At 40.1% G+C, this 25,273-nt stretch carries 25 protein-coding genes; 7 read left to right on the plus strand and 18 right to left on the minus strand.

What is annotated here, in order from left to right:
- Positions 1-45: 45 nt before the first annotated feature.
- Together HWV01_RS18605 and trmJ are read right to left on the minus strand one after the other, a co-directional pair.
- Complete coding sequence (locus HWV01_RS18605) at positions 46-519, minus strand: Rrf2 family transcriptional regulator (RefSeq protein ID WP_211672951.1); 474 nt, start codon at positions 517-519, stop codon at positions 46-48.
- Between the two features lie 113 nt (positions 520-632).
- The gene (trmJ, locus tag HWV01_RS18610) at positions 633-1,349 is read right to left on the minus strand and encodes a tRNA (cytosine(32)/uridine(32)-2'-O)-methyltransferase TrmJ (protein WP_045109122.1); all 717 of its coding nucleotides are present in this window, start codon (positions 1,347-1,349) and stop codon (positions 633-635) included.
- Positions 1,350-1,644: 295 nt separating this feature from the next.
- Here trmJ and HWV01_RS18615 point away from each other — a divergent pair, with 295 nt between their 5' ends.
- The 5 genes from HWV01_RS18615 to HWV01_RS18635 all read left to right on the plus strand — a co-directional run bounded on the left by HWV01_RS18615 (position 1,645) and on the right by HWV01_RS18635 (position 6,968).
- Positions 1,645-2,604, plus strand: a complete 960-nt coding sequence (locus HWV01_RS18615) for a triacylglycerol lipase (protein WP_211672952.1) — start codon at positions 1,645-1,647, stop codon at positions 2,602-2,604.
- A 1-nt stretch (position 2,605) separates the two neighbouring features.
- Positions 2,606-3,577 (plus strand): lipase secretion chaperone, encoded by a 972-nt coding sequence (locus HWV01_RS18620; protein WP_211672953.1) that lies wholly within the window; start codon positions 2,606-2,608, stop codon positions 3,575-3,577.
- A 144-nt stretch (positions 3,578-3,721) separates the two neighbouring features.
- A complete protein-coding gene (suhB, locus tag HWV01_RS18625) occupies positions 3,722-4,525 on the plus strand; it encodes an inositol-1-monophosphatase (RefSeq protein WP_211672954.1) in 804 nt (267 codons plus the stop codon).
- Positions 4,526-4,882: 357 nt separating this feature from the next.
- The gene (locus tag HWV01_RS18630; protein ID WP_211672955.1) at positions 4,883-5,887 is read left to right on the plus strand and encodes an alpha/beta fold hydrolase; all 1,005 of its coding nucleotides are present in this window, start codon (positions 4,883-4,885) and stop codon (positions 5,885-5,887) included.
- Between the two features lie 244 nt (positions 5,888-6,131).
- Positions 6,132-6,968 carry a patatin family protein gene (locus HWV01_RS18635; RefSeq protein ID WP_211672956.1) on the plus strand — a complete coding sequence of 279 codons (837 nt, stop codon included), beginning with the start codon at positions 6,132-6,134 and terminating at the stop codon, positions 6,966-6,968.
- Positions 6,969-7,026: 58 nt separating this feature from the next.
- On the opposite strand, the gene HWV01_RS18640 is transcribed toward HWV01_RS18635, so the two are convergent.
- The 3 genes from HWV01_RS18640 to HWV01_RS18650 form a co-directional block, all read right to left on the minus strand.
- Positions 7,027-7,293, minus strand: coding sequence for a DUF5062 family protein (locus HWV01_RS18640; protein ID WP_369814937.1), 267 nt, complete (start codon positions 7,291-7,293; stop codon positions 7,027-7,029).
- Positions 7,294-7,384: 91 nt separating this feature from the next.
- The gene (locus HWV01_RS18645) at positions 7,385-7,741 is read right to left on the minus strand and encodes a hypothetical protein (RefSeq protein WP_244536255.1); all 357 of its coding nucleotides are present in this window, start codon (positions 7,739-7,741) and stop codon (positions 7,385-7,387) included.
- A gap of 179 nt (positions 7,742-7,920) precedes the next feature.
- A complete protein-coding gene (locus HWV01_RS18650) occupies positions 7,921-9,963 on the minus strand; it encodes an FAD-dependent oxidoreductase (RefSeq protein ID WP_211672957.1) in 2,043 nt (680 codons plus the stop codon).
- A 164-nt stretch (positions 9,964-10,127) separates the two neighbouring features.
- Here HWV01_RS18650 and HWV01_RS18655 point away from each other — a divergent pair, with 164 nt between their 5' ends.
- Complete coding sequence (locus HWV01_RS18655) at positions 10,128-11,186, plus strand: AraC family transcriptional regulator (protein WP_211672958.1); 1,059 nt, start codon at positions 10,128-10,130, stop codon at positions 11,184-11,186.
- On the opposite strand, the gene HWV01_RS18660 is transcribed toward HWV01_RS18655, so the two are convergent.
- The gene (locus HWV01_RS18660) at positions 11,167-11,628 is read right to left on the minus strand and encodes a tRNA-uridine aminocarboxypropyltransferase (RefSeq protein ID WP_211672959.1); all 462 of its coding nucleotides are present in this window, start codon (positions 11,626-11,628) and stop codon (positions 11,167-11,169) included. The genes HWV01_RS18655 and HWV01_RS18660 overlap by 20 nt on opposite strands.
- Positions 11,629-11,923: 295 nt before the next feature.
- Between HWV01_RS18660 and HWV01_RS18665 the strand changes: the two genes are divergently transcribed.
- Positions 11,924-12,385 carry a GAF domain-containing protein gene (locus tag HWV01_RS18665; RefSeq protein WP_211672960.1) on the plus strand — a complete coding sequence of 154 codons (462 nt, stop codon included), beginning with the start codon at positions 11,924-11,926 and terminating at the stop codon, positions 12,383-12,385.
- A gap of 35 nt (positions 12,386-12,420) precedes the next feature.
- On the opposite strand, the gene HWV01_RS18670 is transcribed toward HWV01_RS18665, so the two are convergent.
- The 12 genes from HWV01_RS18670 to dnaQ form a co-directional block, all read right to left on the minus strand.
- Positions 12,421-13,005, minus strand: coding sequence for a flavodoxin family protein (locus HWV01_RS18670; protein WP_211672961.1), 585 nt, complete (start codon positions 13,003-13,005; stop codon positions 12,421-12,423).
- 254 nt (positions 13,006-13,259) lie between these two features.
- Entirely contained in the window at positions 13,260-14,732 is a 1,473-nt protein-coding gene (gene der, locus HWV01_RS18675; protein ID WP_211672962.1) for a ribosome biogenesis GTPase Der, read from the minus strand.
- Positions 14,733-14,843: 111 nt separating this feature from the next.
- Complete coding sequence (gene bamB / locus HWV01_RS18680) at positions 14,844-16,034, minus strand: outer membrane protein assembly factor BamB (RefSeq protein ID WP_211672963.1); 1,191 nt, start codon at positions 16,032-16,034, stop codon at positions 14,844-14,846.
- A complete protein-coding gene (locus tag HWV01_RS18685; protein ID WP_211672964.1) occupies positions 16,024-16,695 on the minus strand; it encodes a tetratricopeptide repeat protein in 672 nt (223 codons plus the stop codon). Before HWV01_RS18685 ends, bamB begins: the two co-directional genes overlap by 11 nt.
- 40 nt (positions 16,696-16,735) lie before the next feature.
- A complete protein-coding gene (gene hisS / locus HWV01_RS18690; RefSeq protein WP_211672965.1) occupies positions 16,736-18,016 on the minus strand; it encodes a histidine--tRNA ligase in 1,281 nt (426 codons plus the stop codon).
- A gap of 122 nt (positions 18,017-18,138) precedes the next feature.
- On the minus strand, positions 18,139-19,257 hold the full coding sequence (ispG, locus tag HWV01_RS18695; RefSeq protein ID WP_211672966.1) for a flavodoxin-dependent (E)-4-hydroxy-3-methylbut-2-enyl-diphosphate synthase: 1,119 nt from the start codon (positions 19,255-19,257) through the stop codon (positions 18,139-18,141).
- 16 nt (positions 19,258-19,273) lie between these two features.
- Positions 19,274-20,200 carry a RodZ domain-containing protein gene (locus HWV01_RS18700; RefSeq protein WP_211672967.1) on the minus strand — a complete coding sequence of 309 codons (927 nt, stop codon included), beginning with the start codon at positions 20,198-20,200 and terminating at the stop codon, positions 19,274-19,276.
- Positions 20,190-20,960: a type IV pilus biogenesis/stability protein PilW gene (gene pilW, locus HWV01_RS18705; RefSeq protein ID WP_211672968.1), complete on the minus strand. Its 771-nt coding sequence runs from the start codon at positions 20,958-20,960 to the stop codon at positions 20,190-20,192. Before pilW ends, HWV01_RS18700 begins: the two co-directional genes overlap by 11 nt.
- A gap of 25 nt (positions 20,961-20,985) precedes the next feature.
- Positions 20,986-22,101: a bifunctional tRNA (adenosine(37)-C2)-methyltransferase TrmG/ribosomal RNA large subunit methyltransferase RlmN gene (locus HWV01_RS18710; RefSeq protein WP_211672969.1), complete on the minus strand. Its 1,116-nt coding sequence runs from the start codon at positions 22,099-22,101 to the stop codon at positions 20,986-20,988.
- Between the two features lie 368 nt (positions 22,102-22,469).
- Complete coding sequence (ndk, locus tag HWV01_RS18715; RefSeq protein WP_211672970.1) at positions 22,470-22,895, minus strand: nucleoside-diphosphate kinase; 426 nt, start codon at positions 22,893-22,895, stop codon at positions 22,470-22,472.
- 228 nt (positions 22,896-23,123) lie between these two features.
- Positions 23,124-24,461 carry a TIGR03503 family protein gene (locus HWV01_RS18720; protein ID WP_211672971.1) on the minus strand — a complete coding sequence of 446 codons (1,338 nt, stop codon included), beginning with the start codon at positions 24,459-24,461 and terminating at the stop codon, positions 23,124-23,126.
- 12 nt (positions 24,462-24,473) lie between these two features.
- Positions 24,474-25,214: a DNA polymerase III subunit epsilon gene (gene dnaQ / locus HWV01_RS18725; protein WP_211672972.1), complete on the minus strand. Its 741-nt coding sequence runs from the start codon at positions 25,212-25,214 to the stop codon at positions 24,474-24,476.
- Between the last annotated feature and the right edge of the window lie 59 nt (positions 25,215-25,273).

Below are 25,273 nucleotides of genomic sequence, written 5' to 3' on the forward strand. Positions count from 1 at the left end.
TTCATATCTTATAATTATAATTTTGATTATGTTTTTCAATCATTATCAAATGATATTTATATCAATCTTGTTTAATTTTTGACGGTCATTATCTTGATCGTGAACGATCTGTTTTATCTCATTATTTACCATCAAATCAGCAAGCGATATGTTATCAAGAAAATCACTAATCCGTTCACTTAAATCATCCCAAAGTGAATGCGTTAAACAGCGTTTCCCATCATTACAACCACCAGCTGAATCACACTTAGTTGCTTTTACATTTTCATCAACTGCGTCAATGATCATGCCAACAGAAATAAGCCCAGGTAACATGCCTAACTTATAGCCGCCACCTGGTCCTCTCGCACTTGCTACCAGCTTCTTTCGACGTAGTCGAGAAAACAACTGTTCCAAATACGACAATGAAATACTTTGTCGTTCGGATATTTCAGCCAGTGGTACAGGCTTAAGTTCTGCGTGCAATGCAAGATCAATCATAGCTGTAACTGCGTAACGTCCCTTCGATGTCAATCGCATAGCAACCTCTAAACTGTTATTTAGGGCTATGGTTACATACCCGACCTAAATGGTCAAGTATATACCTGACTAATTTAGTCAAGTATTACTTTAGGGATGGGTTGTAAAGTCAACTATTTTTTCAAGTTACGCTGAATAGACACTAATGCACCACGTAAAATATTTAACTCAACCGCTTCAGGGCGAGCACGTGTAAACAATCGACGTAAACGATTCATCACGATCCCTGGGTGGGCTTTATTAATAAAACCTGTATCCCACAATGTTTCTTCAAGGTGAGTGTGGAACATTTCCAGTTCAGCTTGCTTTGGATACGGGTTATCTTGTTCTGGATAGGTGTTGGTAGCAAGATATGCCATACGTGTTTCGTACGTTAAAATCTGTACTGCCATGGCTAAATTTAATGAGCTGTATTCAGGGTTTGCAGAAACACATACATGATAAGTACATTTTTGTAGCTCATCATTGGTCAAGCCAATACGCTCACGACCAAACACTAATGCAACAGGGTAATTAGGTACTTCTTCAATTAGCTTTAAGCCCGCTTCACGCGAATCAAGCATTGGCCATTGCAACGTACGTGAACGCGCACTTGTACCGATGACAAGACCACAGTCTGTTACTGCTTCTTCTAAGGTATCGACGATGATTGCATTTTCTAATACATCTGCGGCACCTGCAGCTAATGCTACTGATTTCTCATCAATCTCACATAAAGGTGCAACTAATACCAATTGCGTGAAGCCCATTGTTTTCATTGCACGAGCAGCTGAACCAATATTACCAGGATGAGATGTACCGACTAATACAACTTTTACGTTTGCTAACATAATTAATGAATACCTAAAAAGATGCATAATAGAAAAAAGGCCATTTAAACGACGAGTTTAAAACAATGGTTAGACTATTATTGGAGTTGTTAATTTACTGGTCGCGGATTCTATCACAGTAAACAAGGTATATCTTGTTTCAATATCAATACCTATTATGCTTATTTTCATCTATTTTTACTTTTACTTTGACTTACATCTCTTTTTTACATAACCATTATTGAATATGACAACCCGTCCCATAATAATAAACACCAACGATTTCATACAACTAAAGTTAACCAAAGGATGGAAAATGAAACGATTAATGATGATCGCAATAATGTTATCGACAACATTTCTCAATTATGCAAATGCTACAAATTATACAGAAACCAAATATCCAATTGTACTCGTACATGGTTTTTTAGGGTTTGATGACATTAAAGGTTATGACTATTTCTACAAAATAGCGCAAAAGCTAAGACAAGATGGTGCCACAGTTTTTACCGCACAAATATCTTCAACCAATACAACCGAAATTAGAGGCGAGCAGCTTTTAAAACAAGTCAAAGCATTTTTAGCTAAGAGTGGGGCGAGGAAAGTGAATCTTATCGGACACAGCCATGGCGGTCCAACGTCTCGCTATGTTGCGTCAGTAGCACCAGAACTCGTGGCTTCAGTTACAAGTATTGGTGGTGTTAACAAGGGTTCCAAAGTCGCTGATTTATTCTATACAGTAGCGCCTGATGGCACTTTGATTAATACTGCTGGTGCAACTATTATCGGCTACATATCAAAAATAGCGCAATTCTTATCAAACGGTTCAACACTTCCAGTTGACCCAGTAGGCGCTTTAAAAGCATTAACGACGCATCAATCCCTTGCGTTTAATAAAAAATACCCAGCAGGTGTGCCAACCACAGCATGTGGTCAAGGTGACCCCGTAGTGATAAGTACAGTGAATAATGTACAGCACAAAGTGTACTATTATTCTTGGAGTGGAGACAGATTAGTAACAAGTCCTAAAGATACGCTAATTGACGTACCGCTAAAGGCTGTAAGTTTACTCGCTTTTGGTTCGTCATGGTTGGGTGGTGAAGACAATGATGGCATGGTCGGCGTTTGTAGCACTCACTTAGGTAAAGTGATTGGTACTTATAGAATGAACCATGTTGATGAGATTAATCAGGTGCTTGGCCATACAGCATTACTCCTCTCTGTTCCAAGTCTGTACCGTCAACATGCAAACCGCTTAAAACTACAAGGTTTATAGAATGAAAAAGGCGACACTAGTAATCACAGTTATCGCAGCGGCTGCTAGTGTCGCCTATCTAACATCGAATGATAAACCAATAAATAAACAGACTGTAAAGGCTATTAAGTTAGCCACTCATTCAGCAGTAATAGTAAAAAATAATAAGACCACAGAAGTAGTAATCAAACATAAAAACACGATGCCATTAGCCGTCCGCGTCGATAGTTCACCGACTCAAGCGTTATCTCAACAAGACACAGAAATTGACCAAACATCATTACGAGATATGTTTGACTATTTTCTGTCTGGTTTTGATGAAACAAAAATGGATATTGAACAATTAAAAGCGAACATCAAAAGATTCATCACAAATAATCCAGAGCGATATAGCACAGCGGATTATGATTTATTCGAACGTTTTCTGTTATATAAACAATCTTTACTTTCGATAGATGTAAACCAAGACCCAAATATTGATGACTTAGAACGTCTTGATAGTGAATTACGGGATAAACAATTAGCCCTATTTAGCACAGCAGAGCAAAAGTTACTTTTTAATAACGAGAATTTACATCGGCAAGTCACCATCAAAAAACTCTATTTAAAATCTATTGCGGTATCTCAAGAAGACTATCGTCACCTGCTTAAAGAAGAGTTGTCCAACTTCCCAGAAGAAATTAGCCGAGTTTATCAAGATGATCTCGTGACATCTGAACTAAATCAAATAGCAAACTATGACGATGAACAACAGCGATACCTTGCTTATGAAGCATTGGAAGGGGCTGAAGTTGCGGTAAGAATGACAGAGCTTGAACATCAGGAAGCTGAACTGGATAACAAAATAAATGCCTATTTAGCCCAGCGAAGAGATATCCTAAGCGATACTAATAATCTAAATAAAGACACTCACATTAGCGATCTAAGAGACTCACTTTTTGATCTATCAGAACAAAAGCGGATTAAGTCCCTTGAATACATAGATGATCTATAATGTATTTATTGTCACTACTCGATTACTAAAATCGAGTAAAGTGGCATTAATAAAATAAGACGAAATAACTTTTGAACATTTTAACAAAGTTGGGTATAATCCGCGCCCTAATTCCCGTTCTTTCAAAAATTTGGTGGTAATAGTATGCATCCGATGCTAACAATCGCGATCCGTGCTGCGCGTGACGCAGGCAGTATAATCGTAAAAGCTTATGGTGATCCAAGCAAGACTAAAGTAGAGCAAAAAGGCACAAATGATTTTGTGACTAACGTAGACAAAGAAGCTGAAGCAGCTATTATCGCTACAATTAAAAAAGCCTACCCAGAGCATACTATCATCGCAAAAGAAAGCGGTGCTACAACTGGTACAGATACAGACTACCAGTGGATCATTGACCCACTAAACGGTACGACTAACTTTGTTAAAGGCATTCCACATTTCGCTGTATCTATCGCTTTACACGTTAAAGGTAAAGCTGAAGTTGCTGTTATCTTTGATGCTATCGGTGATGAAATCTTCTCAGCTTGTCGTGGTAAAGGCGCACAATTAAACGGTTACCGTTTACGTGCTGGCTCTGCTAAAGATTTATCAGGCACTGTTCTTGCTACTAGCTTCCCGCACAACATGAAGCACCAGCAAGAAACTTACCTAAACATCTTTGGTGCATTATTCTCTGAATGTTCTGATATCCGTGCAGCTGGTTGCCCAGCACTTAACCTTGCTTACCTAGCAGCTGGTCGTATCGACGGTTTATGGAGCATGGGTCAAAAGCCTTGGGAAACTGCAGCAGGTAACTTAATTGCTACTGAATCAGGCGCAATCGTAACTGATTTCGCTGGCGGCCATGATTTCTTCAAATCAGGTAACTCAGTTGCTGCATCACCACGTGTACTTAAAGATATGCTTGCTAAGATCCGTCCTAACCTGACTGAATCTCTAGCTAAATAACTTAATTTCAACTAAATAGTAGTGTTAACGCGCTACATTATTGAGTAGAAAATTAAGTAAAAAAAGGCCCCGTACTTGTTACAAGTACGGGGCCTTTTTTATGTTTTATTTTAATGAAAACCCTTACTAACCTTAAAATAACCGCCTACAAAGGTAGGTTAATGAACTCGATGTACAAATATGGCTAACGCGATGATTTGACAGCACTGTGATTAAGAACCCGCTATTTAGTGATCAAGCGTCACATAATTATATTCAGTCATCAAATTAGGCATTAGTTTAAAATAAACTCGTTTATGATTAATCGCTTTGTTCATTTTTTTGCACAAGAAACCTGAATTTCAAGGATGAATAGTGATGATAAAATTTAAACGACCTAATATATTACCGCTAGCAGTGGCCTTAACCGTTACTGCAAGCCTTAGCTTAACAGGCTGTTCCAGTATGCAGCAGGCTGTCGCCGCGAGCCCAAGTGTGAGTAGCGTTTGGGGGGTTGGCGAAATGCAGATAGAAGATCTCAATACCTTGTACGCCAACGAACAGTCACAATGGATGGATGTAAATGGAATGCGCATCCATTACCGTGACGAAGGCAATCCTAATGGTCAGCCAATTGTATTAATACACGGTATTTTATCATCACTACATACTTGGAAGGAATGGAATAAAGGCTTAACAGATAGGTACCGGATCATCAGCCTTGATATGCCTGGCTTTGGTTTAACTGGTGGTCCAGAAAATCCCGATGACTTCTCTGAAGCGCTATTACACTCATCTTTTGAGCAATTTATTACCCAATTGAAACTCGATGACTTTATTCTGGTAGGCAATTCTCTCGGCGGTTATGTTTCAGCTCATTATGCAGCGAACTACCCTGATAAAATCAAAAAACTTATTCTCATTGATCCTGCAGGCGCACCACAAGACCTGCCGTTTATTTTAAGCTTTGCCAGTATGCCCGGTATCAATACACTGGTAGCCAATATATTTCCTCCTTTCATTATCGCAATGGGAGTTAAGGACGTATACGGTGATCAAGATCTAATCACCAAAGAAAATATGGATCGTTATATTCATCTCTCTTTGCGTCCAGGAGCAAAACAGGCTTATGCCAATACGATTGCGATGTTAGATGAAAAAAATAGCCAAAAAGCGCCATTAGACTTCGCAACCATCACTGCTCCGACTTTATTAATGTGGGGAAACAAGGACATTTGGGTGCCACAAAAACTCAGCGAGCAATGGTTGCAAAACATACCGGGGTCCAGTTTAATTACTTATCCAAACGCAGGTCATGTACCGATGGAAGAAATCCCACAACAAACGCTCAATGATGCATTAGCTTTCATTAATTCAAAATAATTCGATTATTCAATAATACGTGGTTATTAACGCTTTTTTCATGGGTTATTAACCACGCTGCTCCTCATTATTAGTCCCGCTATTCTAGTTTTTGTCACCGTATCATCATCCCTGCTTAATTTAGCTGTCACAGTACTGCTCAATACTTATCAACGATACAAATATTGATCAAATAACACAGTACTACCAAATATTGGTATTTACTCTAGGCTTGTTAAAGCAAGCGCAATATATCGAGGTTGCTATGATAAAAACAGCACTTGTTGTAGAAGGTGGAGGTATGCGTAGCGTATTTACCGCAGGAGTGTTAGATACCTTTTTAGAACAAGGTTATGACCCCTTTGATCTGTTTATTGGTAGTTCAGCAGGGACGCTGAATCTCTCAGCGTATATTGCTGGACAAAAAAAATATTCAGTTAGACTCATTAATCATCTGGCTAAATCAACGACGTTTGTCAATTGGACTCGCTTTTTAAAAGGCGGAAATGCCATGGAGCTTAGAGAATTACATGATTTATTAGCATTGCATGATCCAATAGACCTAAACAAAGCGAAACGTCGATTAAACTCACGTCCATTTGTCATCACCAGTTGTGATAGATCAAAAGGTAAAGCAAGTTATCAAATAGCTGAACCCAGTCAATGGTTCCAACAAATCATCGCGTCATGCGCGCTACCTATCGTTTTTCGTCCCGGAGTAAAACTTGGGGATGACATCCACATTGATGGTGGCTTAGTAGATCCTATACCAGTAAAGAAGGCGGTCGACTTAGGTGCCAATAATATTATTGTGATCAGAACCAGAACCCGACGTTGGGTAGAAAAACTATCCGTTTTAGAACGCCTACTTACGTTCTGGGTTAGGCACGATACAATACTCACCAAATTACTTGGTAATTACAGCAAGGAATACAACAGTACTTGTGAATTTATGCGCAATCCACCAGCAGGGATTAATATTATCGAAATAGCGCCTGATGAAGAACTGCAAACCCCCACGTTAACACGTCAGGTTAATACACTCGAAGGCGATTATAGTGCAGGTATTAAAGCCGCGACGTTATTCTTACAACGTCATTAAGCACCAATAAAAGTGGGCTGAACACGTTATATAGCGTATTCAGCCCAACATCACCTAATTATTCGCTGGTAAGTAAAGGGTGGTCAGCCGGTAATTTTCGAGATATCCAAATGGCTAATTTATGTTTAATATTGAGAGTGGTTTCTTGATCTTTAGCCAGAGGCTGCATCAGTTTATCAAACACTAAGGCTTTATAGATATATTGCGCTTTAACGTCTTCTGGATCTGTCGTTGTAAATGTACTACCGCGTTGCTGTAGATACTGAGTACCTAATGCGATCGCAGCTTTAAATAATTTCTTTTCATTTTTCAGTTTTGCCATCATTCCCTCTTCACATCACAGACAGCTAATCTCGCTGAGTACACTCTGTTATAGCACGATTAAGAACAAATAAATGTGAAATTTCAATTATAAATCAGGTTTTAATTGACTGATATTTTTCAGAATCAATGACGTGATGTGCTTCCATCGCGTAAATATCATTATATTCATGTTCAATTAACAAACCAAAGTTAGCAGAAAGCAAACCGATATCCTGCAATGATAGATCTTCGAGGGACCAGACGGGTGTTGCATAATCACAAATATAATAACCTTGTAATTGCGCACTCGGATTTTCAACTATCATGAGGCGCTCAATGGCATAACACTCATCAATACCTGCAACAGACAAGCAAACGTTATCGGCCATGAGTAAGACACTGAATGTCACCTTAGAATCTGGCAGTTCTAATAAATAACAGAGTTTTTTAGGCATTGTTACACTCATCATAAAAGTTAAATTCCATTTCAAAGAGTAGAACAAATTTTAACTATGGCACTCATATTTGGTTAATTCATTCTATTTTTTATCATTTATCATATATAACAGCCATTTTATCCTGCAAAAATAAAAACTCAACGGATAGGAGCCGCTGAATTTTGTATAAATATAAACCTTATTTATTCACTTTAAATTGTTGCAGCTAACTCAGAACCTTGCTTTATCGCACGCTTAGCATCTAACTCAGCAGCCACATCAGCGCCACCAATCAAGTGAACTTGCTGCTTAGCGGCTACTAACTGCGCTTGTAGCTCTCGTAATGGGTCTTGCCCTGCACATACAATAATATTATCAACATTCAATATCAGAGGTTCACCAGCAACCTGAATATGCAAACCTTGGTCATCAACTTTAACATACTCAACACTGTTCATCATGACCACCTTCTTACTCGCGAGGCCAGCTCTATGAACCCAACCAGAGGTCTTACCTAACCCAGCACCAACCTTGCTGGCTTTGCGTTGTAATAAATAAATTTCACGTGCCGCAGCTGGTTTTTCAGCAGCCATTAAACCACCGCGATTTTGCATCGTTAAATCAACGCCCCATTCACGCATAAAGGTTTCAATATCCTGACTGGCTGTTGGCGCTGTTGATTGGTGATCATGGGCAAGGTATTCCGCGACATCAAAACCAATACCACCAGCGCCAATAATGGCAACCTTACTCCCTACCGACTTTTTATCTCGTAACACATCAAGATAAGACAATACTTTAATATGGCCAATCCCCTCAATAGCCGGTGTACGTGGCGCAATACCTGTCGCTAATACAACATCATCAAAACCGTTAGCGATAAGCTCATCTGCAGAAACACGCTTATTCAACATTATGTCTACGCCAAGCTTCGTCGTCATCGTTGTGAAGTAACGTAATGTCTCATAAAACTCTTCTTTACCAGGTACTTGTTTGGCAACATTAAACTGCCCACCCAATTCAGACTTATCATCAAAAATAGTGACCTTGTGCCCACGTTGAGCTGCTACAGTTGCAAACGCTAACCCAGCAGGACCAGCACCGACCACTGCAATTCGCTTGCTCACCGGTGATTTCACATAATTTAATTCCGTTTCGCGACAAGCCCGTGGGTTAACCAAACAAGAGGTTAATTTCATACTAAAGGTATGATCTAGGCATGCTTGATTACAGCCAATACAAGTATTGATCTCATCACTCTTACCTGCCGCAGCTTTATTCAAAAACTCAGGATCGGCTAAGAATGGGCGCGCCATCGACACCATGTCTGCATGACCTTGCTCAAGCACTGACTCTGCGATTTCGGGGGTGTTAATGCGGTTTGTTGTAATCAAAGGGATTGATACTTCCCCTTTTAATTTTGCGGTCACTTTTGTAAATGCAGCTCTTGGTACTTTAGTAACGATCGTTGGTACACGAGCTTCATGCCAGCCAATACCGGTATTAATGATCGTCGCCCCCGCTTTCTCAATGGCTTTTGCCAGCGCCACTACTTCTTGCCAAGAACTGCCTTTTTCAATCAGATCCAACATAGACAAACGATAAATAATAATAAAATCAGTACCGACCTTTTCGCGTACTTGTCTTACAATTTCAACGGGGAAACGAATACGGTTTTCGAAACTGCCACCCCATTCATCGTCACGTTGATTGGTGTGTTCAACAATAAACTGGTTAATCAAATAACCTTCCGACCCCATGATCTCAACACCATCATAATTCGCAGATTGCGCAAGTCCGGCGCAATTAACAAATGCAGCAACCTGTTGATATACTTCTTCCGTTGTTAGCGCACGTGGACGCGCAGGGTTAATTGGGGCTTGGATTGCTGATGGCGCGACAGGTTGCTTGCTATACGCATAACGACCAGCATGCAAAATCTGCATACAAATTTTACCACCCGCTTCATGCACCGCTGCGGTTACTTCTTTATGCGCTTCAGCTTCTTCAACGGTATCCATTTTAGAGCCGCCTTGAAACACGGCTCCTTCAGGATTAGGTCCAATACCGCCAGTCACAATCAAGCCTACACCACCCGCTGCACGTTCGGCAAAATAAGTCGCCATACGTGTAAAACCATTGCTGACTTCTTCAAGTCCTGTATGCATGGACCCCATTAATACGCGGTTTTTCAATTGGGTAAAACCCAGGTCGAGTGGTGTTAATAAATTTGGATAATTATTTTGTGCTGACATGGTTCACCCCATTGCTTTGGCTATTTGGTTCAGAGTTTATTTTTTTATTTTATTAAAAGTAGCGTTAAAGCACGACGGATACAATGCTCATGATATACAATTAGTTATCTTTAGTTAGCAAAGGTTAATTTTGACTAGCATGTGTGATTACGGATATGGATTCAATGACGGAAACAATAAATTCAAAAGTAAGCTTAGGGGATATTTCGGTTAACTTTTTGCAGCAAATGAGTCTAACCAGTAATAAGCTCAGTTGCGATATCAATCCTATTTTAGCCAAATACAATGTCTCTATCGCGCAGCTCAGTGCACATCATGGCCGCTTATCTATTCCAAAATATATGCGCATAGGTTTTGAGTTAATGCAACAAACTGGGCGCGAAGACCTGGGTTTACTGATGGGAGAAAATGTCTGCTTTCAACATTATGGTATGCTGGGATTTGCCTGTATGTCTGCCATTAATATTAGTACCATGGCACAAGTACTCGCCCAATATGAAAGTTTGTTAAGTCAAAATGTACGGGGTCATTCAACGTTTATCACAACACCAGAGCCGACACTCACCTTTTATTCGATTGCCCCGTATAACCCCTATAATTATTTTGTGGTGGATTCTGTTTTGGCAAGCTGGTTCACCTTACTAACTTCTCGTACCATGCACTTAAACCAGCCTGTTAATATTATCAAAGCGGTGCATATTGAATACCCAGAACCAAAGAACAGCGAACGCTATCACGCATTTTTTCAATGCCCAGTTATTTTTGACTCCACATTCAATGGCTTAGTATTGAATAGTCAGCATATCAAAACGCCATTACCCGATGCCTGTATGAGTAGTTATCTGCAAGCCCAGCATTTATGCCAAAATGAACTACAACAGCTGCAACAAAATCAGGATTGGCAAACGAAGGTTATCGAAAAAGTCAGTCATAATCTGGTGGGTAACATGCCCGATATCAATCAAGTAGCGGCACTGCTGGGGACATCAGCCTGGACATTAAGACGCCGCTTATACAAAGAAAATACTAACTATCAAGGTATCATGGATAAAACAAGAAAAGGTCTGGCATTGAGTTATGTCCGTGATACCCAGCTTACCTTCAGTGAAATATCGTATTTACTGGGCTTTGCCACACCTGCTGCATTTTATAAAGCCTTTCGACGCTGGACAGAGAGTACACCAAAAAATTACCGACAAGCGTTTATAAGCAAGCGCGAATAAATGCCTTAAACTCTAATACTAGCTGATCGGCTTCGGTATTCCGTTGTTGCAGACGTAATAACTCGATCACACACTCAACGGTACTGAGTCCACCTTCGAGTTGATTGGCTCGTAAAATGAATTCTGACGCTTGCTTCGCATTCAAGGTGATCTTAGGTAAGTCTTGTAAATACTCACTTTGACGATACATCTTACGCGCTTCTTGCCATGTACTATCCAGCAACACAAGGCCATCAAAATCATGTATGTCATGCTTGTGTTCTGCATCTGGCGCAAGTATTGCCACCCGACCGGACTTGATCGCGGTTAACAATTTACTATCGGGTTCTTTACGACGCCAAGGCACAACACTTGTTTCATCGGGGAGAAACTGTTGAACTAATTTGCCGGTATTACTGCGGCGCGAGAACTCTCTCTCGTGGGTAACAAGGTATATATGCATGAATTTATAACTTCAATCGATGAAACAGAATAAATACTAAATAAGAGGTAAAGTAACCGCTATCATTATACTCTACAGTGGGTATCAACTAAGCTGTAAATATGACGAGGATCTACTATGTTCGCATTTAGTAAACACATTATCAGTAAATTACGCTATATCTTATCACTCTTTTTTAGCCCTAACGAATCCACTAAATCCAATATGATCTTTATGACAATATAATCATCAGCTAAGATACACATTATTATCAATAAGGTGTGCTTTGCATTTTATCTATTCATTAAGGGAATACATGTCTAAGATCCAACTTTATCAGCGTCTAGCCCAACAAGCTGACGCTTTAATGGCTGAAGAAACAAACTTAATTGCCAACTTAGCTAATCTAAGTGCTTTATTATTCATGGAGCTGGAAGATATTAATTGGGCGGGTTTTTATCTTTACGAAAATGACGAGTTAGTATTAGGTCCTTTCCAAGGTCTACCTGCTTGTATTCGTATTCCGGTTGGTCGAGGTGTTTGCGGTACAGCTGCAAGTACATTACAGACACAATTAGTAACGGATGTGCATGACTTCCCAGGTCATATAGCCTGTGATGCAGCAAGTAACTCAGAGATCGTGGTGCCGATTGTTGTTAACGATAAATTGATCGGTGTGCTGGATATAGACAGTCCAAGCATTGGTCGTTTTGATAATGACGACTTAATGGGGGCAGAACTACTTGTTAACCAACTCGTTAAGCGTTTAACAGCCTAAAACGACGATTATTCACCGCCGATATTAATAAATAATTATAACGATAAGGCCTGTAATTCATAAGCACAGGTCTTTGTGATGATCGCTATACGACGCCCTAAGTATTTGGCGGTATCCAGATCACTGCGGTGTACTTCCCCTTCAGGATTATGCCCTACAACACCGACCTGACATCCGAGACGATTTAGCCCCACACTATTATAACCGCCCGCAATATCGAGTCCAATCCATAACATGCCATGCTGACTGGCTAATGTCGCCATATACTGAACCGTGTTTGCCTGATCACCGTTAAGGCAACTACCAACGGTAAAACCACCAGCAAATTTATTACGCCATTGTTGGCTATCCCAACGTTCACTTGTCGCATCTGAAAATGCTTTAAACTGACCTGCAACACCGCCCATATAAGTTGGCGATCCAAATATAATGGCATCGGCATTATCAAGCAGGCACATCAATTCATCATTATCAAAACGGCCTTCGAACATGTCCCAAGCTTGTATCTGGCATTCAATGACTTTAACATCTTCAACGGTGTTAATACCTGAGATAACTTCTCGAGCCAGGGCCTGAGTTGAACCTGACGCCGAAAAATACACGACTGCAACTATGGTCAAACAAAACCTCTCACGCTATCCATATTCATTAACCTATATCCCTATTTACATCTAGCACTACTAATAGTGTAGTGCGGCACTGAATATCTGCAGCTTAAATACAGGTATTAAGTTAATCACAAATAGTATCAGGCTTTGCGCTAAGGTATACAGTTAAACACCGCAAATATGATTTAAATATTCCTGTCACTGATTTTTAAGCATAAAAAAAGGCCTGTAAAAACAGACCTTTCTATCAATAACAACCTACACTATTATTTTTTACTCTTATAGTGCGACATCATACGGCGACGTTTTTTCTGTTGCGATAATGATAAGCTATTTTTCTTATCTGCAAACGGATTGTCACTGTCACGGAATTCAACCTTAATCGGTGTACCCATGATTTTTAATGAACGACGGAAGTAGTTGATCAAATAACGGCGATATGAATTCGCTAATTTTGTTACTTGATTACCATGCACAACAATCAATGGTGGATTATAGCCACCCGCGTGCGCATAACGTAGCTTAACACGACGACCAGCATGCATTGGTGGCTGATGATCATCCACAGCCATACGTATAATACGCGTTAACATAGACGTTGATACACGCTTAGTTGATGAGTCGAATGCTTCTGTAATCGATTCAAATAAGTGACCAACACCCGTACCGTGTAATGCAGAGATAAAGTGAATACGTGCAAAGTCAATAAAGCCTAAACGACGATCCAGTTCAGATTTAATACGATCTTTCACGTCAGTATCTAAACCATCCCACTTATTAACTGCAATCACAATTGAGCGACCAGAGTTAATTGCAAAGCCTAACAAGGTTAAATCTTGCGCTGTTACACCAACGCGTGCATCAAATACCATTAATACAACATTCGCATCATCAATTGCTTGTAATGCTTTAACAATCGAGAACTTCTCAACCGCTTCATTGATATTTTTACGACGACGTACACCTGCTGTATCGATAAGCATGTAGTTACGACCATCACGCTCCATCGGTATGTAAATACTGTCACGAGTAGTACCCGGCATATCATAAACAACAACGCGCTCTTCACCTAAGATACGGTTAACTAACGTTGATTTACCAACGTTAGGACAACCAATCATCGCTAATTTAATCGGTAAACTCGCATAATCTTCGTCGCGTTCCTCACCTTCCTCTTCTTCTGGTAATAACTCACCATTTACAAAAGGGTCTGCGTCAGAGAATTCTTCCTCATCTTCAAGGTCAGCAACTTCAACATGTGCTAATGCTTCTTCAATAAGGATATTAGTACCACGACCTTGCGATGCAGCAATTTGGTAAATATCACCAAGTGCAAGCGCATAGAATTCAGCAACAGCAACATCGCCATCGAGGCCATCTACTTTGTTGGCAACAAGAAATACTTTTTTCTCTTGTTTACGTAAATGTTCAGCAATTGCTTGGTCAGAAACCGTTAAGCCTGCACGTGCATCTACTAAAAATAATACGGCATCAGCTTCTTCAATCGCCAGTAGCGACTGATCAGCCATTTTTGCATCAATCCCTTCTTCATCGCCATTAATACCGCCGGTATCAACTACAATGAACTCACGACCAGCTAAGTTAGCTTGTCCATATTTACGGTCACGAGTTAACCCTGGGAAATCGGCAACAAGTGCGTCCCGGGTACGAGTTAAGCGGTTGAACAATGTTGATTTACCAACATTAGGGCGTCCAACCAATGCAATTACAGGGGTCATATATAACCTCAGCCTCAATACGGCTCTAGTAAAATGAAAGTCACTTATTTAAAAGGACAAAATGCGCCTCTCGGCGCAATAAATTATTTTGATGGTATTCTATCTAGGGATTTAAATTGGTTTCTTTACAGCAACCAATTTACCACTGCGGCTTTGAACATAGAGGTATTTTTCTGAGTTCAATGCTTTAGAAAATAGTCCATCACTATCAATTAATTGTTGTGCAACCAACTTACCGGTTTTACGATCTAACCAGTGCAAATAGCCTTCTTTATCACCGACAACAATATTGTTACCCGAGACAACTGGCGCAGTTACACCGCGTAGTGCTAAGCGATTCTGTGACCATAAAGTAAGGCCATTACGACGGTCAATTGCATGAATACGACCTTCCGTATCAGTTAAAAACAGCTCGAAGCCCGCCACAGCAAGATCTTTTACCGACGCGTAAGCACGTTTCCAAAGCACCTTACCAGAACGCAATTCAATGGCCATTAACTCGCCATTAAAAGCAGATGTATAAACATCAGTACCACGCGCTACCGCTTGGCCATTTACATCAACGAGACGGTCAATGTCATTCGCGCCTTTTGGCTTGGCAACATTCACTTCCCAGATCAATCGACCATTAGCAAGGAATACTGCTGCTAGTTTACCATCACTGCGACCATAAATCGCTGCTCCATTAGTGGTGATTGGCGAATTATTACCACGTAAAGTCAAAGCAGGTAATTCTGAGCTTTGGATCCAGCGTTGTTCACCCGTCTGAACGTCAAAACCAACCAAGCTACCACTGCCCGTTTGGATAATAACAAGGCCTTCATCAACCACAGGACTCGCGATCACTTCACCATCGGTTTCAACTTGCCAGATCACTTCACCGGTTTTGTCGTTTAACGCAAATAATACTGCATTTTCACTACCAACAAATACCATGCCATAGCCAGCAGCTATACCACCCGACAGTAACGCATTATCACTGTCATCAAAACGGTTAAATACCGCTTGTTCAGATAAGTCTTGAGTCCAAATTTCATCACCTGAAATCGGGTCCAACGCTTTCACTAAACCGTCACGACTTGCGGCAAAAAGCTGACCATTTACAAGTAAGGTTCGCGTCTGAGAGTAATACTCACCAACACCCGAGCCAATGCTCTTGCGCCATTCAATTTCAGGCGTAAATTCAGCTTGAATGACAGGCAGTGGTGAATACACTTCCTCATCATCACTAAATAAAGAACAACCTTGTAAAAAAACCGAAAGAACCGCAGCTGTTGTAAGTGTTCTCAGCTTATTGGTCATTCAGCTCTCCTGCGATAGCAGCATCAAGATCATCTGCAACGTCTGTAATAGCAAGGTCATCAAGTTTTAATTGTAACAACTGAGTATTCGCACCGACACCCGCTAATGCTGCTTTATAAGCACTACGAGCCGCGTCTAAATCGCCTTGCTGTACATAGATATCACCTTTTACTTCTGCTTTCTTACTCGCAAATGTATCAAGTGTCACTTTATCCAATGTCGCCAGTGCAACATCAAAGTTTTGTAGCTGCGCTTGAACTCGTGCTAGACGAATATTAGCAATCGGTAAGATACTTGCTTGATTGCTGTTTGTCGCTACCCAGCTAAGTTGCTTTTCAGCTTCCGTAAAATCTTGTTTTTTCACTGCTTCAGCGGCAAGTTGTAATGCTGTTAATGTTGCGTAAGCATTACCGCTGTTCGCATCAATAAACGTCTGAGTTGTCGCCTTTGCTGCAAGTCCATTTTCAGATAATTCAGTCACAACAGTATCATAAGCAGCCGAGAGTTCTTCTTGTGCTGTTAACTGGCTATCGTTGTAATAACGAAAACCAACTAAGCCAGCTAGGCCAAGTACAGTCCCAAAAATAACCGCATTACCATGAGATTTCCACCATGATTTCAGCGCTTCAACTTGTTGTTCTTCAGTAGCGTAACCTTCCACGTCTCACCCTTAATTTTAAAACACAACTAAACAGTATTGATTACTTGTTTAGTAGCGTTGTTAATTGGTTTACTAATTCAGTGACTGCGATAGTTTTCTGCTCTGTTTTACCAGTCAGATCTTTCACTGTTACTTGTTTATTTTCGATTTCGTCGCCACCCAGAATAAGTGCTACTTTAGCGCCATTTTGATCAGCTCGTTTAAGTTGTTTCTTAAAGTTACCGCCGCCGTTATGCATCATACATTTCACATTCGGCATTTGGTCACGTAACTGTTCTGCTAATAACATACCATGGATATCAGCGCCTTCGCCTAATGCCGCAATATAAACATCAACGGCGCCTGCGATATCAGCTGTTAACTCTAAGGTTTCTAATAATAATACTAAACGTTCGATACCCAGTGCAAAACCAACTGCTGGCGTTGCTTTGCCACCCAATTGCTCAACTAAGCCATCATAACGACCACCACCACAAACTGTACCTTGAGCGCCTAAGCTTTCTGTTACCCACTCAAATACAGTGTAGTTATAATAATCAAGGCCACGAACCAAACGGTCATTAACTTGATAGTTAACGCCTGCGCTATCTAACATCTTACATAGACCATCGAAATGCGCTTTAGTTTCTTCGCCGTAGTAATCAGCTAGACTTGGTGCATCTGTAAGCAGTGCTTGAACATTTTGATTTTTGCTGTCTAGTACTCGTAATGGGTTAGTATACATACGACGTTGGCTTTCTTCATCAAGCTGGTCTTTAAAACCTTCTAAGAAGCTAATTAATGCGTCTTTATGTGCACTACGTTCTTCAGACGAACCCAGCGAGTTCAGCTGTAATGTCACATGTTGCTCAATACCAAGTAGTTTCCACAGACGCGCCGTTAATAAAATAACTTCTGCATCAGTATCCGCACCTTTAAGACCAAAAATTTCAACACCGAATTGGTGGAATTGACGGTAACGACCTTTTTGAGGACGCTCGTGACGGAACATAGGACCTATGTACCACATACGACGCTCTTGGTTATACAACAAACCATTTTGAATACCAGCACGCACTGTTGACGCTGTGCCTTCAGGGCGTAGTGTTAGGCTGTCACCGTTACGGTCATCAAACGTGTACATTTCTTTTTCAACAACGTCTGTTACTTCGCCGATCGCACGCTTGAATAAATTCGTAGATTCAACGATTGGCATACGAATTTCAGAGTAGCCATAGGCTGCAACAGTATCACGTAATACTGATTCTACTTTTTGCCATACCGGCGTTTGTTCTGGTAAGCAATCATTCATGCCACGAATTGCTTGGATAGGTTTAGCCACGGTCACTCTCGAAAATTAAAAAGACATATAACCCCAGATTATAAGGAGTTTCTACGTCGAGGTAAAATATTCAAAGGTGTTAGTCGGATATTTATCCTCATTTCAACACCTTTACGGTAAAATTACGCTTTAGCGTCAGTTACGATGATATTTTCAGGGTCCATCATCGCGGCTTTTGCTCGAATTTTAGCCTCTAACTGATCAATCATGTCGTTATTATCAAAACGTTCTTTCTGACGTTTGCCATCAAGATAGTAACCGCTCTTATTACTGCCGCCCGTCACACCAATTTGTACAGCTTCCGCTTCGCCAGGTCCATTGACCACACAACCGATGATAGACACGTCCATTGGGATAATAATGTCTTCTAAACGCTCTTCTAATGCATTCACGGTACTGATCACATCAAACTCTTGACGTGAACAAGTAGGACAAGCAATAAAATTAATACCACGGCTACGGATACGTAATGATTTTAGAATATCAAAGCCAACGCGAATTTCTTCAACTGGATCGGCCGCTAAGGAAATACGTAACGTATCACCGATACCCTCAGCCAGTAACATACCAAGACCAACCGATGATTTAACCGCACCACTTCTGAAACCACCCGCTTCAGTAATACCTAAATGCAGAGGTTGTTCGATCAATTTCGCTAACTGACGGTAAGATTCGACCGCCAGAAATACATCCGATGCTTTAACGCTGACTTTAAATTGATCGAAGTTCAAACGCTGTAGAATATCAACGTGGCGCATTGCCGATTCAACTAATGCGGCTGGTGTTGGTTCGCCGTATTTCTCTTGAATTTCACGTTCTAATGAGCCACCGTTAACACCAATACGAATTGGAATATTCATATCTTTGGCACAATCAACCACAGAACGGATACGACTTTCGTTACCGATATTACCGGGGTTAATACGCAAGCAATCAACGCCGTACTCTGCCACTTTAAGGGCGATACGGTAATCAAAGTGAATATCCGCAACCAGCGGCACGTCTACTTGCTGCTTAATCAGTTTAAATGCTTCTGCCGCATCCATTGTTGGCACGGAAACACGTACAATATCAGCACCAACGGCTTCTAATGCTTTAATCTGAGCAACGGTTGCAGCCACATCCGTCGTCAAGGTATTTGTCATTGACTGTACTGCAATCGGTGCATTGCCACCAACAGGTACTTTACCAACCATGATCTGTTTCGATTGGCGGCGAATAATTGGACTTTCCTGATGCATATTTATAACTCGTTAATTAAGCTTCAAAAGGTAATTTAAATTTAGCAAGTCGACCTTGTCTAAAGGTTGATAAATCAACTAGCTCACCAGCATAACTCATTGTTACTTGCTCTGGTGCGCCTAGTTTAATTGATAATGGTGCTAAACCTTGTAATTGGATTGTCTGACCGGCTTTTCTCACACCTGTCGAAAGCGTTTTGCCGTTACTGTCTTTAATTTGAACCCAGCAATCACCCACAAACGTAAGAAGTAACGGCTGAGGTGCAATCACTTTATTATCAAGAATATTGGTGATAGATGATGTAGTCGCAGCTGGTTGCTCAGCGACAACAGCTAGTGCTACTTTTTCGACCAAATCGACAGTTGGCTCAGTCACGTCTTGTGCAGGTGCAACAAGTGAAGGCGCTTCGTCCTCAATAACGGTTACAGCACCAACGACTTCAGGTGATTCAACTAATTCGAAGGCTTGTATTTCTACAGGATCAGATACCACTATATCAGCCTTATCACTGCCTAATCCCCAAATTAAGAATATAACAAGCATAAAACCAATGATGCCGTAACTGACGAGCATTAGGCGGTTATCAGATGCTTCGAGTTTCGTTCGGCGAGAGAAGCTTTGTAGCTCGGCTTGTTGTTCACATTTTGCATTATGGCAATCATAAGCGCGAAGCACATCATCTTCGGGAATATTTAAATAGCGGGCGTAACAACGAATATAGCCACGTATAAAAGTTTGTGAAATATCTTTATTAATAGCATTTTTTTCAATGCTATTAATAACAGATAATTTTAAGTTAATATTATCACTAACTTGCTGCACGCTAACACCTAATGTAATACGCGCATCTCGTAATATCTGACCAGCAGTTATCACGTCGATATTATCTTGCAATTCAGCAGATACATCTGCATTTTTTGAGGCTTCTAAATCAATAGTCATTTGTAATATATTTTTGTGTTTGTGTCGCTAACGGAAATTGGGCTAATAATTGGCGACTGTATACTTCAGCTGCAGCCAAATCATTCTGTTTTTCTGCAATATTAAAACCCAACCAAAGACTGCGTGCGGTTACCTTCGTTACTGACTCATATTTTGTTAATTCTTGCTTGGCCACCGCATAACTAGCCAGCATATAGTGTAATTCAGTAACTGATAACCGTACCTCTAAATTTTGCGGTGCATGTGCAAGTGATGATTGTAAGTAGGTTAATGCCTGCGGTTTATCGCCATTTTCAAGTGCACATCGCCCCGCATTTTCATAACTATTCGCAACTTTATTATAATGAGGAGACGAGATTGCGGTTAAAAATTCGCTCTCTGCTTCATCAAAACGCGCGATTCCACATAGGAAAACACCAAAATTATTATGAATATTACCATTGTCTGGTGCAAGGTTGATGGCATATAAATAGGCTTCTTCGGCTTGTTTATGCTCTTTTACCTTCTGATAGTAATACGCATAAGCTAAATAAATATCCGCATTGTCTGATTCATAATTAACGGCTTTATCAAGATTAATTTTCGCCTGTTGATAGTTTTCAATTTCAATATACTTTAAGGCTAAGGCTAGACGGCTTCGGGCCGCTGCAGTCTTATCAACCGAATTATCACTCAAACCGGCACTGGTTTCAATGTAACTTTGTGTGCTACATCCAGCCAGTGCGACTATCATCAATCCTACTACAACGAAACGTTTCATGCCTAAATCCATCTAGTCAAAAGTATCAGTCACTCATCTTGACTGAAATCGAGTCACCTTGCATCCGTTTTTTTAATGTTCTTTTCGTTCTGTCGATTACATCACCAGCCAATTGTCCACAAGCAGCATCAATATCGTCACCGCGGGTTTTACGAATTGTTACTGTATTTTCGTATTCCATCAGCACTTTATTAAAACGATCGATACGGCTATTACTTGGTTTACCATAGTCACTGCCTGGGAACGGATTAAATGGGATCAAGTTAATTTTACACGGCGTATCTTTTAATAAGTGCGCTAATTCATGAGCTTGATCTGTTGAATCATTCACGTGATCAAGTAATACATACTCAATCGTTACTTTTTTACGATTGGCATTTGATTTGCCAATATAGTTTTTAACGGATGCTAGTAACGTTTCAATATTGTACTTTTTATTAATAGGGACAATCTCGTCACGTAATACATCATTTGGCGCATGTAATGAAATAGCTAATGCAACATCAATTGAATCTGCTAATTTATCTAAAGCAGGTACAACTCCAGACGTAGATACGGTTACACGACGTTTTGATAAACCAAAACCGTAATCGTCTAGCATCAAGTTTAATGCGGGTACCAAGTTTGTCATGTTAAGCAATGGTTCACCCATCCCCATCATTACGACATTGGTGATTGCACGTTTCTTGTTATTAAAGCCGATAACTTGTGTTGCACGCCATACTTGACCAATGATTTCTGATACTCGCAGGTTACGGTTAAAGCCTTGTTGTGCCGTCGAGCAGAATGTACATTCTAGTGCGCAACCAACTTGTGACGATACACAAAGTGTTGCACGATCGCCATCAGGAATATAAACCGTTTCATATTCTTGACCATCAACTTTTAATGCCCATTTAATTGTACCGTCAGCACTACGTTGTTCTTGGCTAATTTCAGGCGCTTCAATAACAGTTTCACGTAATAATTTTTCACGTAACTTTTTATTCAAGTTGGTCATTTCATTAATGTCATCACAGCCTTCATGATAGATCCATTTCATTACTTGATCGGCACGGAATGGTTTTTCGCCAATGTCAGCAAAATATTGGCGCATCGCTTTGCGATCTAAGTCTAATAGATTAATTTTTTTATTACTCATGAAGTGAGCCTCTGTCATTTATTTTATTCGGTTTGAAACAATTTAAGACTCAATTTTAAACAATATTTTAAGAATTGTTGGATAAAAAAGACGATGCTAAAATTGAGGTTTCAGGGCGCGGGATTGTACAAAGTTTAACGCCTAGACGCTAGCGCATTAGCCGAATTAAACAAAATAATTTATTAGTCGTTCTTTTCAATAACCAATATTAAGCTGAGATAACAATAATTAAGACTGAATATCCGCGATAAAAAGGAAATAATATAATATGAAAGGAGGTTGTAATAGGTGGATGAAATCATAAAACCGGGCAGCAAATTAATCACGCATCACTACGCAACGACTTTACAGCCCGTGACACTAATTAATTAGCGTGGACATACTTCATTTTCAGTAAAGAAGTAGGCAATTTCACGTGCAGCTGATTCTTCACTATCTGAACCATGTACCGCATTAAAACGCATGCTCTCAGCATAGTCACAACGTAACGTGCCCGCAGCTGCATTTTCCGGGTTCGTAGTACCCATTAATTCACGGTAGAAAGTGATCGCACTTTCACCTTCTAATACTTGAACCATGATAGGACCAGACGTCATAAAGTCCATTAAAGGTTCGAAGAATACTTTGCCTTTGTGCTCTGCATAAAAACCTTCCGCTTGCTCACGGGTAAGGTGAAGCATTTTTGCCGCAACAACGCTTAAACCACAAGCTTCAATACGAGAGTAAATAGCACCAATTAAATTTTTTCTTACTGCATCAGGCTTAACAATAGAAAAAGTGCGTTGAATTGCCATAATTTTTAACCTTAATTTGAGAAGTTTACTATCTTAGTTTGACTATCTAAGTTGAACAGTTCATGGATAAGATAACCTTTCAAAATAAAGGCTACCTTATTAACATTGACTTTAATTGCATTACAATTTTTAAACAAGTGTTAATCGCGAAAGAACAATGAAATACTGCGTTATGCGAACCTTATCTTCCGTAAATCTGATACATCATCTAATTGATTACATATCAAACTATTTATCGAGTGAATTGAGGTCCAAATCAGTCATCATATTCGTCCCATCATTTGTACTTAGCGGTTCTGGTGTGTTGATATCTGCATCCATTTTATTAGATATCACCTTTTCAAATTTACGTTTTTGCCAAAATTTAATGCAAAACAATATCGCGACAGCTAAAATGAGTAAGGTTAGCAAACTACCTACCACCCACAATAATAAATTCCATTCATTTTCTGATGCTTCTAAACCATCAGCAATCTCATCGGTAGCATTAGCCTGAGATGCTGTTGCTATCGGAATTAACGCACTATCAATAATGATAGGTTTAGGGATAACAAATGCTTCCGATGGCATATTGATAGTAATTTCTCGCCCCGCTTTCGTTGTTGCAAACAAAACCAATTCAATATTATAACCACCGATATGAGTCGGTCGTTCAAACGTATAAAGCTGCTCACTCATATTGGCTTCGCCATAAATAATAAAAGAGTCACGAGGCCCACCATTAACCGATGCTAAACTGCCTTTTATCACAATACTTTCGGGCTGTAACTCTTCAACATCAAAGGTAAGTTTTAATTGTGGATCATTATCGACGAGCAAAGGCAGCATTTGGGTTTTTATTGGCCGAGGGAAAATAACCACATCTTGATTAAAACTACGGGTAAAAGCATTATTTTTTACCGCAACTTCAAACTTATACTTACCGGTGGCTAAATCAAGTTGTAAAAAAGTAGTAAAAATACCATCTTCAGGCACTTCATCGTAAAACACCCCTTTATCATTAAACTTGGCCAGTTCTTGAGAGGTAAAATTAAAGTTTTCGTCTTCTGCTCGATTATAACCATAGGCAGTCATAATCAGTTCAGTATCACGTAAATACGTTGCATTAAGGCGCTTTTTCAAGTGGTGTAGTTCACCACTCACTTTTAAACGTTCTCCACTATAAAGCTGAATAGGTAAACGAGTAACTTGCAGTTGTACATCTGACAATAATTGAATACGGTTATCACCTTGGATCTTACCGAGTGCTTGCCAAGGCCCCGGCATTGGATTTTCAATGGTTATAATGTCATGTTCTTTACCTTCAATCCAATGAACACGATCAGACTTATCCCAAATATAAACCTTACTACCGTCGGGACGAACCAAAATAACCGCTTTAGAAAAACGTTCACGCGCAATAATAAACGTTATTTTCTTAATACCATAATCAACACGAAAGCGGTTATCCAATAACGCGATATCACTTGTCTGATAAACATTAGTTTGATAAACACTTTTAGCTGAAGTAAAAGTACTGATGCTAACAGCACCAATAAATGCCAATAACAACCAAATATTACGCATTTTTGTCCTTACCTAGTGTACTTGCCACAATGCATCACCAACGATGCCAAGTCGTTCATCATGCGCTTTCAATTCATCATCTGTTGCTTGCACCACTTTCAATAACGTTCGGGTTGCAGCAAGTCGACGAATACCATTCCCACCTTGTGAATTAGCACCGTCTTGCGATAAGTTCAACTTAGTTTGGCCACCTGTCATAAACAGATAGACTTCTGCCAAAATCTCCGCGTCCAGTAATGCCCCATGCAGGGTACGGTGCGAGTTATCAATACCATAACGGGTACACAACACATCTAAGTTGTTTCGTTTACCCGGAAAAAGTTTCTTAGCTATAGCTAATGTATCGGTAATCTTACAAATTTCTTTAGTTTCAGGTAGACCTTTATTTAGTAATCTAAATTCATGGTCCAGAAAGTTGATATCAAACGACGCGTTGTGAGCGACCAGTTCTGCTCCATCAATAAAGGCAATAAATTCGTCTGCGATGGTAGAAAAAGCGGGCTTGTCTTGTAAGAATTCATCGGTAATGCCGTGTACCGCGATCGCCTCAGGATCAACCAAACGGTCAGGCTTGATATAAACATGATAAGTACGCCCCGTTGGACGACGATTGAACAACTCAATACAACCAATTTCAATCACGCGGTGACCAATGTGTACACCACCCGCGCCAGTATTCATACCGGTTGTTTCGGTATCAAAAACAATAACGCGACCTGCGCCCTGTATTAACTCTGCATTGTCCAACGACATAAATCTCACCACCTAAATTAAACTGTCGCTATTCTAATATGAATTAGCGTTCGATTCAC

Source organism: Moritella sp. 5, from assembly GCF_018219455.1.
Lineage (GTDB): Bacteria > Pseudomonadota > Gammaproteobacteria > Enterobacterales > Moritellaceae > Moritella.

Excerpts from the sequence above, each read along its gene's own strand:
- HWV01_RS18635 (WP_211672956.1), top strand. The coding sequence starts at position 6,132 with ATGATAAAAACAGCACTTGTTGTAGAAGGTGGAGGTATGCGTAGCGTA.
- pilW (WP_211672968.1), bottom strand. The coding sequence starts at position 20,960 with ATGAAACGTTTCGTTGTAGTAGGATTGATGATAGTCGCACTGGCTGGA.
- HWV01_RS18650 (WP_211672957.1), bottom strand. The coding sequence starts at position 9,963 with ATGTCAGCACAAAATAATTATCCAAATTTATTAACACCACTCGACCTG.
- HWV01_RS18660 (WP_211672959.1), bottom strand. The coding sequence starts at position 11,628 with ATGCATATATACCTTGTTACCCACGAGAGAGAGTTCTCGCGCCGCAGT.
- HWV01_RS18620 (WP_211672953.1), top strand. The coding sequence starts at position 2,606 with ATGAAAAAGGCGACACTAGTAATCACAGTTATCGCAGCGGCTGCTAGT.
- der (WP_211672962.1), bottom strand. The coding sequence starts at position 14,732 with ATGACCCCTGTAATTGCATTGGTTGGACGCCCTAATGTTGGTAAATCA.
- HWV01_RS18655 (WP_211672958.1), top strand. The coding sequence starts at position 10,128 with ATGACGGAAACAATAAATTCAAAAGTAAGCTTAGGGGATATTTCGGTT.
- HWV01_RS18710 (WP_211672969.1), bottom strand. The coding sequence starts at position 22,101 with ATGAGTAATAAAAAAATTAATCTATTAGACTTAGATCGCAAAGCGATG.
- ispG (WP_211672966.1), bottom strand. The coding sequence starts at position 19,257 with ATGCATCAGGAAAGTCCAATTATTCGCCGCCAATCGAAACAGATCATG.
- HWV01_RS18700 (WP_211672967.1), bottom strand. The coding sequence starts at position 20,200 with ATGACTATTGATTTAGAAGCCTCAAAAAATGCAGATGTATCTGCTGAA.
- suhB (WP_211672954.1), top strand. The coding sequence starts at position 3,722 with ATGCATCCGATGCTAACAATCGCGATCCGTGCTGCGCGTGACGCAGGC.
- trmJ (WP_045109122.1), bottom strand. The coding sequence starts at position 1,349 with ATGTTAGCAAACGTAAAAGTTGTATTAGTCGGTACATCTCATCCTGGT.
- HWV01_RS18720 (WP_211672971.1), bottom strand. The coding sequence starts at position 24,461 with ATGCGTAATATTTGGTTGTTATTGGCATTTATTGGTGCTGTTAGCATC.
- HWV01_RS18640 (WP_369814937.1), bottom strand. The coding sequence starts at position 7,293 with ATGATGGCAAAACTGAAAAATGAAAAGAAATTATTTAAAGCTGCGATC.
- HWV01_RS18615 (WP_211672952.1), top strand. The coding sequence starts at position 1,645 with ATGAAACGATTAATGATGATCGCAATAATGTTATCGACAACATTTCTC.
- bamB (WP_211672963.1), bottom strand. The coding sequence starts at position 16,034 with ATGACCAATAAGCTGAGAACACTTACAACAGCTGCGGTTCTTTCGGTT.
- HWV01_RS18630 (WP_211672955.1), top strand. The coding sequence starts at position 4,883 with ATGATAAAATTTAAACGACCTAATATATTACCGCTAGCAGTGGCCTTA.
- HWV01_RS18665 (WP_211672960.1), top strand. The coding sequence starts at position 11,924 with ATGTCTAAGATCCAACTTTATCAGCGTCTAGCCCAACAAGCTGACGCT.
- HWV01_RS18645 (WP_244536255.1), bottom strand. The coding sequence starts at position 7,741 with ATGATGAGTGTAACAATGCCTAAAAAACTCTGTTATTTATTAGAACTG.
- HWV01_RS18605 (WP_211672951.1), bottom strand. The coding sequence starts at position 519 with ATGCGATTGACATCGAAGGGACGTTACGCAGTTACAGCTATGATTGAT.
- ndk (WP_211672970.1), bottom strand. The coding sequence starts at position 22,895 with ATGGCAATTCAACGCACTTTTTCTATTGTTAAGCCTGATGCAGTAAGA.
- dnaQ (WP_211672972.1), bottom strand. The coding sequence starts at position 25,214 with ATGTCGTTGGACAATGCAGAGTTAATACAGGGCGCAGGTCGCGTTATT.